The organism is Microbacterium sp. ARD31 (genome assembly GCF_031844425.1).
Genome location: NZ_JAUZVE010000103.1, coordinates 1 through 9,923 on the forward strand (window position 1 = coordinate 1; position 9,923 = coordinate 9,923).

General features: G+C 74.7%; 8 protein-coding genes. 6 read left to right on the forward strand and 2 right to left on the reverse strand.

What is annotated here, in order from left to right; all coding sequences use genetic code 11:
* The 5 genes from Q9S36_RS50835 to Q9S36_RS50855 all read left to right on the forward strand — a co-directional run.
* Positions 1-635: FHA domain-containing protein (locus tag Q9S36_RS50835; RefSeq protein ID WP_396653989.1), on the forward strand; the 635-nt coding region annotated here is incomplete at its 5' end.
* Positions 636-648: 13 nt separating this feature from the next.
* A complete protein-coding gene (locus Q9S36_RS50840; protein ID WP_311292332.1) occupies positions 649-1,719 on the forward strand; it encodes an RDD family protein in 1,071 nt (356 codons plus the stop codon).
* A gap of 45 nt (positions 1,720-1,764) precedes the next feature.
* Complete coding sequence (locus Q9S36_RS50845; RefSeq protein ID WP_311292333.1) at positions 1,765-3,600, forward strand: helix-turn-helix domain-containing protein; 1,836 nt, start codon at positions 1,765-1,767, stop codon at positions 3,598-3,600.
* 94 nt (positions 3,601-3,694) lie between these two features.
* Entirely contained in the window at positions 3,695-4,465 is a 771-nt protein-coding gene (locus Q9S36_RS50850) for a 3-hydroxybutyrate dehydrogenase (protein ID WP_311292334.1), read from the forward strand.
* Positions 4,466-4,509: 44 nt separating this feature from the next.
* Positions 4,510-5,880 (forward strand): MFS transporter, encoded by a 1,371-nt coding sequence (locus tag Q9S36_RS50855; protein WP_311292335.1) that lies wholly within the window; start codon positions 4,510-4,512, stop codon positions 5,878-5,880.
* 54 nt (positions 5,881-5,934) lie between these two features.
* Here Q9S36_RS50855 and Q9S36_RS50860 read toward each other — a convergent pair whose 3' ends face one another.
* On the reverse strand, positions 5,935-8,046 hold the full coding sequence (locus Q9S36_RS50860; protein WP_311292336.1) for a S8 family serine peptidase: 2,112 nt from the start codon (positions 8,044-8,046) through the stop codon (positions 5,935-5,937).
* A gap of 231 nt (positions 8,047-8,277) precedes the next feature.
* Here Q9S36_RS50860 and Q9S36_RS50865 point away from each other — a divergent pair, with 231 nt between their 5' ends.
* Positions 8,278-8,658: a cold-shock protein gene (locus tag Q9S36_RS50865; protein WP_311292337.1), complete on the forward strand. Its 381-nt coding sequence runs from the start codon at positions 8,278-8,280 to the stop codon at positions 8,656-8,658.
* Positions 8,659-8,664: 6 nt separating this feature from the next.
* Here the strand turns inward: Q9S36_RS50865 and Q9S36_RS50870 are convergent.
* On the reverse strand, positions 8,665-9,923 hold a 1,259-nt coding region (locus Q9S36_RS50870), incomplete at its 5' end, for an MFS transporter (protein ID WP_311292338.1).

The window sequence follows — 9,923 nt, forward strand, 5'->3', positions numbered from 1 at the left end:
CGGATCCGGTCGCCGAGGCGCAGCCGGTCGCCGAGCCGGAGCCGGCGCCCGCCCCGCCGGCGCCGCCGGTGCCGCCGGCCGCACCCGAGCTCGACCCGGTGCCGCCGGCGCAGCCGCTGACCTTCGGCGACCCCGGCGACGACCCGACCCCGACCGGCGAGACGCCCGCGGTGCAGGACGACTGGGCCGACCGCGACGGCCAGACGATGGCCGGCCACCAGGTGCCCGACTTCGACCGGCCGCCGATCCCCGGTCAGGAGGTCGCCCCCGAGGTGGTGTCGCGTCCCGTCGCGTCGCTGGTCTTCTCGACCGGTGACGTGGTGGCCGTCGACCGCACGGTCCTGGTCGGCCGCGCGCCCGAGGCCCGCCGCTTCGCCTCCCACGACCAGCCGCACGTGGTGACAGTGGCCAGCCCCCACCAGGAGATCTCCTCCACCCACCTCGAGATCCGTCCCGGCGCGGGCGCCGACCACGGATCGGCGATCGCCACCGACCTCGGCTCGACCAACGGCACGGTCCTCGCGCTGCCCGGCCTCGACCCCGAGGAACTCAAGCCGGGCATCGCGGTGAGCCTGGTGCCCGGGGCGGTCCTCGACCTCGGCGACGGCGTCACCATCCAGGTGACCAACCCCTGATCCTGACGCCACCGTGACCCAGCAGCCGCACCCCGTGACCTACCCGATCGCCCAGCTCGAGCGACGGTTCACCGCCTTCGCCGTCGACCGCCTCCTCGCGTGGGCGCTCCTCGCGCTCGTCGGCGTCCTCACGGTCGCCCTCGTCTCCGACGACGTGTGGACCGTGGTGGGCGTGGTCGCCGCGACGATGGTGCTGCTGTGGCTGGTCCTGGCCGTCCTGCTCGGCGTCAAGGGGACGTCACCGGGCAAGGCCGCGACCGGCCTCCGGGTGGTCCACCACGGCACGGGCACCCCGATCGGTGTGGGGCCGGCGCTCCTGCGCTCGCTCGTCCTCGGTGTCGCCGGCCTGCCCACCTTCGGCATCGGGGTCGCCACCTTGGCCTGGACCGCCGTCGAGGACCGTGGCCGGCAGCGTCGCGGCTGGCACGACCACCTCGCCCACACCGTCGTGGTCGACGTACGACCCGTCGTGGAGGTGGAGAGCGCGGCGGTCGACGAGGGGCCGCGCCACATCGTCAACCTCACCGCGATGCGCCTGATCCCGGCGCCGCCCGTCGAGGCGGTGCGGACCCCAGAGCGCTCCGAGCACTCGATGCGTCGCCAGCAGCTGCCCCCCGAGGTGGTCAGCCCACCCGCCGCCCAGCCGGCTCCGCAGCAGCCTCCGCAGCAGCAGCCCCAGTACCTCCCGCCCCAGCCGCCCCCCGCGCAGCCCCTGGCCCCGCCGCCGTCCGCGGCCCCGGGAGCCCCGCCGGCTCGCTGGCGGGTGCACTTCGACAACGGCGAGAGCTTCGTGATCGCCGGGATGGCGCTGGTCGGCCGACGCCCCGAGCCGCGCAGCGGCGAGCAGGTCGCCCACCTCATCCCGCTCGCCTCGGCCGACATGTCGGTGTCCAAGACCCACGCCCAGTTCGGGCCGGCACCCGACGGCACGATCGTGGTGATGGACCGCGGCTCGACCAACGGCACGATCCTGGTGCGCCAGGGCGTCTCGCGGCAGCTCGCCGCGGGCAAGCCCGCGGCGCTGGTCCACGGCGACAAGGTCGTCTACGGCGACCGCGAGATGACCATCACCCGCGAGGCCTGACCGGCGCAGGGTGCGCCCGCCGGGGCCGGCGGCCATGATGTGCGCGTGCCGTCCTTCCTCGACCTGCTCTACGACGAGGCGCCGCTGAGCGCCTTCGACCAGCGCCTCGCGCAGGCCGAGCAGGAGCTCGACGAGGAGGCGGCCGCGGTCGTCCGCTCGGACTACGACGTCGCGCTGCGGCTGCGCGACCTGATCGCCCGCATGCGCTCGCGGGAGGCGGAGCTCTCCGCGCTCTACGAGACCGCCTCCGACCTCACCGCGATCCGCGACGTCGACACCATCCTGGCCGCGATCGTGCGCCGCGCCCGGCAGCTCCTGCACTGCGACATGACCTACCTCTCGCTCAACGACGAGGCCGACGGCGCGTCCTACATGAAGGTCACCGACGGAGCCCTCACCCGCGAGTTCCAGAACCTGCGGCTCCCGCTGGGCACCGGCCTGCTCGGCCTGGTCGCCCAGACCGGAGCCGCCTACTTCACCGAGGACTACGCCACCGACGAGCGATTCGTGCACCAGGGCTACATCGACGAGGCGGTGGCGGGCGAGCAGATCCGCGCCATCCTCGGGGTGCCGCTGGTGCTCGACGGCGTCGTCATCGGCGCGCTGCTGGCCGTGCACAGGTCGGTGCGGCGCTTCCCGCAGTCGGAGGTCAGCCTGCTCACCTCCTTCGCCGCCCACGCCGTGGTGGCGCTGGAGAACGCCCGTCTCTTCGCCGAGCTCGACGAGGCCAACCGGTCGCTCACCCGCCACACCGAGGCGGTCGACGCCGCGGCCCTGGCCCACGACCGGCTCACCGACCTGTTGCTGAGCGGCGGGGGAGTGGCCGAGGTCGTCGACGTGCTGTCGACGGTGCTCGACGGTGCTGCGTCGGTGTGGACGCCGGCCGGCGACCTGCTGGCCGGCGAGGACCCGGGCCTGGCCTGGGCGGACGCGGTCCCGGCCGCGGTGTCGTCCGGCCGCTCGGTGGTGGTCGACGGCGGGCTCGTCGCGGCCGCCCTCGCGGGCACCGAGCACCTCGCCACACTCGTGCTGCGGCGCGACGAGCCGCTCGACCTCGCCGGGCGGCGTACCCTCGAGCGCGGAGCGCTGGTCACCGCGCTCGTGCTGCTCTTCGCGCGGTCGGTCACCGATGCGGAGGAGCGGCTCGGCGGGCAGCTCCTCGTCGACCTGCTCGAGGCCGGCGCGGCGTCCCGCGAGCGCCTCCGCGACCGCGTACGCCGCCACAGCGCGAGCCTCGACGGCCCGGTCGTGGTGGCCGCGGCGAGCATCGACGGCGTCGACCGCCACCGGGCCAGCCGGGCCGCCGTCGCCCTCGCCCGGCGGATGTCGGGGCTGGCGGGGGAGCACCGCGGCGCCGTCGTCCTCGTGGCACCGAGCCAGGACGCGCACCACGTCGGCGCCGAGCTGCAGTCCGTCGTGCACCATCTCGGCGGGACCGCGACGGTCGGGGTCGCCGCCACGACGGACGCGCTCCACGGGGACCGGCTCGTGACCGCCCACGACGAGGCGCGGCGCTGCCTCGACACGCTCGTGCGGCTCGGGCGTCGCGGCGAGGTCAGCGACCCGCCCGGCCTCGGGGTGGCGCGGCTCCTGCTCGGCGACAACGAGCCCGAGCACGTCACGGCGTTCATCGAGGCGATGCTCGGCCCGGTCCGGGCGTGGGACGCGCGCCGCGGCACCGGGCTGGTGGAGACGCTGGAGGCGTGGTTCGCCACCGGCGGGCACCTCAAGGACACCGCCGCTGCGCTGCACCTGCACCCCAACACGGTGACGCAGCGCCTGGACCGCGTCGGTGAGCTGCTCGGCAGCGGCTGGCGCGAGCCCGAGCGGGCGCTGGACCTGCAGCTGGCGCTCCGACTGGCCCGGCTCCAGGGCGGATGAGCCGCGCCCATGTGGCGCAACCACATGGGACGCCGGCAACTGTGGCGCTCGCGGCCATGTGCCGTGCGTCACTCCGCTTCCTACGGTGGGCCGCATGACCACCGACACCCCCGCCACCGCGCCCGCCCTGGGCGGCCGCCGGGCGCTCGTCACCGGAGCCGCCAGCGGCATCGGCGCCGCGGTCGCCGCACGCCTGGCGCAGAGCGGTGCGGAGGTGCACCTGCTCGACCGCGACGAGGAGGGCGTCGCCAAGGTCGCCGCCCAGGTGCACGGCACCCCGCACGTCGTCGACCTCACCGACGAGCACGCCATCGACGCGCTCGACCTCGACGTCGACGTCCTCGTCAACAACGCCGGCGTCCAGCACGTCGCCCCGATCGAGGAGCTCGACCCCGAGCGGTTCCGCGCCATCCACGCGCTGATGCTGCACGCGCCCTTCCTGCTCGCCCGACGGGTGCTGCCCGGGATGTACGCACGCGGCTGGGGCCGCCTGGTCCACGTGTCCAGCGTCCACGGACACCGCGCATCGGCGTACAAGGCGGCCTACGTCAGCGCCAAGCACGGCCTCGAGGGCCTGTCCAAGGTCATCGCCGTCGAGGGTGCCGACAAGGGCGTCACCAGCAACACCGTGTGTCCGGGCTACGTCCGCACCCCGCTCGTGGAGGGCCAGCTCGCCGACCAGGCCCGCACCCACGGCATCCCCGAGGACGAGGTCCTCGACTCCGTCCTGCTCGCCCGCACGCCGCTCAAGCGGCTCGTCGAGCCCGAGGAGGTCGCCGACGCGGTGGCCTTCCTGTGCAGTCCCGCCGCCGCCTCGATGACGGGCTCCGCGCTCGTCCTCGACGGCGGCTGGACCGCCGCCTGACCTCCCACCCCCGTCACCCGACGACCCCCGATGAAAGGCACGCCATGACCACCGACACCTCACCCCGGGCCGGCACCCCCGCCGCGCCCGCCGACCCCGGCAGGACCAGCATCGTCAAGGTCGTCTTCGCGTCCCTGATCGGGACGGCCGTCGAGTGGTACGACTTCTTCCTCTACGGCTCGGCCGCCGCGCTGGTCTTCGGCACGCTGTTCTTCCCCGAGAGCGAGCCCGCCACGGCCACGCTGCTCGCGTTCGGCACGTACGCCCTCGGCTTCGTCGCCCGCCCCCTCGGCGGCATCGTGTTCGGTCACTTCGGGGACCGGGTCGGGCGCAAGAAGATGCTCGTCTTCTCCCTCTTCCTCATGGGCCTGGCCACGTTCGCGATCGGCCTGCTGCCGACGTACGCCTCCATCGGGGTCGCGGCACCGCTGCTCCTCCTGGCCTGCCGCCTCGTCCAGGGCTTCGCCGTCGGTGGCGAGTGGGGCGGAGCCGTCCTGATGGCCGCCGAGCACGGCGACGACTCGCAGCGCGGCTTCTGGTCGTCGTGGCCGCAGGCCGGCGTGGCGCTGGGCAACCTCTTCGCCACGGGCGTGCTGTGGGTGCTCGCCGCCGTGCAGACCGAGGACGCCTTCAACGCCTGGGGCTGGCGCATCCCGTTCCTGCTGAGCGCGGTGCTCGTCGCGGTCGGCCTGTGGGTCCGCCTCTCGGTGGAGGAGTCGCCGGTCTTCACCGAGGCCCGCACCGAGCTGGAGACCAAGGAGACCGCGCACCTGCCGCTGCTCGAGGTCTTCCGCAAGTACCCCAAGGAGGTGTTCGTCGCCATGGGCATGCGGATGGCCGAGAACATCTCGTACTACCTCTTCACCGTCATCTCGATCTCGTTCCTCACGCTCTACGCCGGCACCGCCGACGACAAGTCGCTCATCCTCAAGGCCCTGCTCATCGGCTCGGTGGTGCACTTCGTGACCATCCCGGTCATCGGCGCGATCAGCGACCGCGTCGGGCGCCGGCCGCTCTACCTCGCCGGCGCCGTCGGTGTCGCCGCCTGGTCGTGGGTCTTCTTCGACCTCATCGCCTCGCGCTCGGAGGGCAAGATCATCCTCGCGATCGTCGTGGGCCTGGTCCTGCACGCACTGATGTACTCCCCGCAGGCGGCGTTCTTCTCCGAGCTGTTCGGCACCTCGGTCCGCTACACCGGCGCCTCGGTGGGCTACCAGCTCGCGTCGATCTTCGCCGGGGCGCTCGCCCCGATCATCGCGATCGAGCTGCTCGGCGACGCGTCCTCCGGTGTCGCCAACGTCCCCAAGGTGGCGATCTACATGACCGCCGCCTCGGTGATCACCGTCGTCGCGGTCCTGTTCGCCCGCGAGACCAAGGCGACCTCGCTGCGCCACGACCGCGTGCTCGGCGACTGACAGGTCCGGCCGGCCGGGCCGTCGTCCCTCCGGGGACGGCGGCCCGTCGTCGTGTCAGCGGGTGAGGGCCACCGGGACCCGGGTGACGCCACCACGGGCACCGAGCCAGACCAGCTGGCCGTCGTCGAGCCGGCCGGGGGTGCTCGGGCCGGAGACGGTGATCGTGAAGGCGGCCGACTCCCCGGGCGCGAGACGTACCGCGAGGGGCTGGACGCGGACGCGGTGCGAGGTGAAGCCGCGGGCGGTCACCGAGAAGTACTCCGGGCGGCTGCCGACGTTGGTCACCCGCCGGACCGCGGTCGTCCGGCCCGCAGGCAGCAGGACCGACGTCGCGTTGAGCTCGGCCAGGCGGTTGGTGCGCAGCGCCCGGCGCCAGGCGCCCGCCTCGACCTCGAGCGCCAGGTGCGCCCGCGGTGCGCGGCTCGGCAGCGCACCGGTGCCCTGGGAGAGGACCGTGGCGCCGGGGACGGGTCGCGCCGACGTGACCACCATCGAGCGGACCGTCGACGCCGACCACCCGGGGTGCTCCGCCCGCAGCAGGGCGGCGAGCCCGCTCGCGTGGGCCGCAGCGGCCGAGCTGCCGCTGAAGACGCCCCAGCTGCGGCCGGTCGACTCCGGCAGCGCGCCCAGCACGGCGTCGCCGTCGGCCACCGCGTCCGGCTTGAGGGTGGCGCCGCGCGGGTCACCCGACGCGCTCCACGGCGGCGTACGACGCTCGCCCGCGGCGCCGGGCACCCGGGACATCCGCAGCCGGCCGCCGGGGTGCCGGGCCACCCAGCGGCTCAGCTCGCGACCGGCGACGGCAGGCAGGTGCACGGTCGGCACGGCGTGGAAGTCGGCCGTCACCGCGCCGGGACTGCGGTTCACGAGCACCATCGCCCGCCCGCCGGCCTGCGCGACGGTCTGCGACTTGTCGATGCGACCGATGCCGCCGCGGCGGCAGACCACGATCCGCTGGGCCACCAGACGCGAGTCGAGGGCCCCCTGCCGGCACTGGCCGGCGTCGTGGCTCGATACGCCGGGAGCGGCCGCGTCCTGTGCCAGCACGGCAGGCCCGCGGACGTCGACGGGGCGACCACCGCCCGTCCAGGAGGCGCCGCCGGGGACGCTCACCCGGCCGCGGGACATCCGCCCGATCGCCGAGCCGACGGTGGTGACCCAGGGCGCGGCATGGGCGGCGAAGGCCGCGCGGGCGGAGTTGCCGGCGGCACCGATGACGACCACGTCGGCCTCGGCGGCACCGAGAAGCGCCCGCTGGAGGGTGTCGATGCGCTCGCCACCGGCGAGCGCGAGGTTGAGCACGTCGACACGGTCGGCGACCGCCGCGTCGACCGCGCTCACCACGTCGGCGGTCGAGCACCCGTCGCCGGACGGGTCCGGCGCCCCCCAGCACGCCTTGTAGGCGGCGATCCGGGCCTGGGGCGCCATCCCGCCGAAGCGGCCTGCGTCGCGGCCGTCGACACGGACGCTGACGCCCGCGTTGCCCGCGGCGACGGACGCCACCTGCGTGCCGTGGCCCAGGTCGTCCAGCGCGGAGAAGGACTCCGAGGAGCGCACCGCGTCGCGGCCGAAGCCCTCGACGAACCAGCGGGCCCCCACCACCTTGCGGGTGCAGTCGCCGGCGACCCAGCCCTCGCCCTCGCTGCACACGCCCGAGAAGCGCTCGGGATCCGGCCCGAGGCCCGGCACGTCGGCGAACGCGGGGGACTCCGGGGCGATGCCCGAGTCGACGACACCGATCACCACGCCGGCGCCGCCCCTCAGCCGCGGGGTGGCGGCGGCGCGGACGGCGGCGAGCGACGTACGACCGGCCAGCGGACGGACGGTGTCGGCCTCGATCGCGGCGATCCCCCGCTGGTGCTCCAGGGCGGCGAGCTGGCTGTCGGTCAGGCGGGCGGCGAAGCCGTTGAGCGCCGTGGTCCACCGGTAGACCGGCTCTCCGGCGCCGAGCGCGCCGAGCACCGCGTCCTGGCGCGCGAGCAGGTCCGCTGCCGTGCGGGTCCCGGCGGACGTGCCGGGGCCCTGCAGCGTCACGAGGGTGAACGCGGTCGAGGGGGCCGGCGTGGGTGGGGCGTCGTCACCGAGGGCGGCGGCGGTGCCGGTCAGGGTGATCGCGAGCGCCAGCGCGCTGCTCCCCAGGAGCCGCCCGGCCCTTCCTGCCCACACGGTGTCCACCTGCTCCCGTCCGATCGATGAGGTCCCGCGGCCCGCGCCGCGGACCCACGAGTTTCCCATGGTCCCAGCACGCGCGCCGGCAGATCAAAGGCCAGACCCTAGCCAGTGGGGCGGAACCCGTTGGTGGCGGACTGGTCCAGCCGCCTATCCTGTGCCGCGCCCGCGAATCCGCGGAGCGGCTGAGTTCGAGGTGAGCGGAGCAGTCCTGTGCCCAGTGGCAAGGTGAAGTGGTTCGACGCGGAGAAGGGCTTCGGCTTCCTGTCCCAGGACGACGGGCCGGACGTCTACGTCCACTCCGACGCGCTGCCCGAGGGCACCACCACGCTCAAGGCCGGCACCAAGGTCGAGTTCGGCATCGCCCAGGGCCGTCGTGGCGACCAGGCCCTCCAGGTGCGGGTGGTCGACGCCCCGGCGTCGGTGGCGCGCAACCAGCGCAACGCCCAGCGCAAGCAGCCCGAGGCGATGGTCACCATCGTCGAGGACCTCATCAAGATGCTCGAGGGCGTCGAGGAGACCTATCGTCGCGGCCGCCACCCCGAGCGCGCCGCGGCCCGCGGCACGGCGAAGGTGCTCCGCGCGCTCGCCGACGAGCTCGAGATCTGAGGGCCGTCAGGCGCGAGCCGGCGCCTGCGCGCGCGGACGGCGGCTGACCAGCACGAACGTCGCCCACACCCCGAGGACACCGGCCGCGATGCCCAGCCCGAGCCGGGGCATGAGCGGCATGGCGATGCCGACGAACCCGCCGATCACCCAGGCGAGCTGCAGCGTCGTGTCCGACCGGGCGAACGCGCTGGCCTGCACCCGGCTCGGGATGTCGCGCTGGATCGTCGAGTCGAGCGAGAGCTTGGCCAGGGCCTGCGCGAGACCGGCCGTCAGGCCGAGCAGCACCAGCGACACCAGGCCGTAGAACAGGGCCGCGACCGTCGCGACCGCGACGTCCGCGAGCAGGGCGAGGACGACCGTCACCGCCGGGCTGAGCCGCTTGAGCAGCGACCCGATCGTGATGCCGAGGGTGTTGCCGAGGCCGGCCGCGCCGATCACCAGCCCCAGCAGGACCTCGGGGCGCCAGTCGCCGATCGGGTTCTCCCGGAGCAGGAACGCCATGAACATGGTCAGGAAGCCCGAGAGCCAGCGCGGGCCGCAGTTGGCGCGCAGCGCGAAGGCGACCGCGGCCGGGATCCGGGTCTTGGTGCGCCGACCCGGCCCGGTGGCGTCCGTCGAGCCGGCGAGGACCATCTCGCCCTCCCCGTGGCTCGCGTCGACCTTCTCGGGCAGCCGGATCGCCCAGATGGTGGCGAGGACGAAGACCACGAACGCGTAGCGCAGCGACCACTCCGGCCCGAACGTCGACGCGAGCACCGCCAGCGGGGCCGAGACCCCGGCGCCGACCACGCCGGCCAGCGACACCCGGGCGTTGGCCTTGACCAGCGTGAGGTCGGGCGGCAGCAGGCGAGGGACGGCGGCGGCGCGGGTCACGCCGTAGGCCTTCGACGCCACCAGCACGCCCAGCGCTGCCGGGAAGAGCCACGCGGACTCGGTCACGACGGCCGTCGCCAGCACCCAGCAGAGGAAGCCGCGGATGGCCATCGTCGCCCCGACGGCCCAGCGGCGGCCGTGGCTGAAGCGGTCGAGGAACGGTCCGATGAGGGGCGCGACGATGGCGAACGGCAGCATGGTGAGCCCGAGGAACAACGCCACCTGCCCGCGCGCCTCGCCCGTCGGGACCTGGAAGAACAGGGTGCCCGCGAGCGAGATTGCGACGGCTGCGTCCCCGGCCGCGTTGAAGGCGTGCAGCTCGATCAGGCGGGAGAGGCCGGAGTCGCCGGCGCCCTCCGCACGGGCCGCCCGGCGGGCCTGGGAGACCGCGA